This is a genomic window from Pontibacterium granulatum (assembly GCF_029961155.1).
Lineage (GTDB): Bacteria > Pseudomonadota > Gammaproteobacteria > Pseudomonadales > Balneatricaceae > Pontibacterium > Pontibacterium granulatum.
Map to the genome: position 1 here is coordinate 1 of NZ_JASBRH010000071.1, position 379 is coordinate 379.

Consider the following 379-nt stretch of genomic DNA (forward strand, 5'->3'; position numbering starts at 1 on the left):
CCCCCCCCAGTTCACGCAGTACCAGCGCGAAGCAGGTCGCACCAATAAAGATCGCAAAGATGTACGCGGTGGTGTTCATGGTACCGCCGACAACGTCTTTCAGTACTTTGAAGCTGAACTTCTTGTTGTACATCGCCAGCAGCGTTGCGCCGAAGGCACCGACACCGGAGGCTTCGGTGGGAGTTGCGATACCGGCGAAGATGGAGCCCAGTACGACAAAGATCAGTGCCAGAGTTGGTAGGACCGCTTTCATTACATTAACGAAGGCGCCCAAGGTGATTGGCTTGGCGTCTGGTGGAATGGGTGCCGCCTCCGGCTTTACGAAACCGGTGATCAGAATGTACAGGATGTAGAACGCACCCAGCATCAGGCCCGGGAT

At 56.2% G+C, this 379-nt stretch carries 1 protein-coding gene; it reads right to left on the reverse strand.

What is annotated here, in order from left to right; translation table 11 throughout:
* Window positions 1–379, reverse strand: a 379-nt coding sequence (locus QKW35_RS21275; RefSeq protein WP_282356396.1) for a TRAP transporter large permease subunit, incomplete at both ends; no start/stop codon positions are given.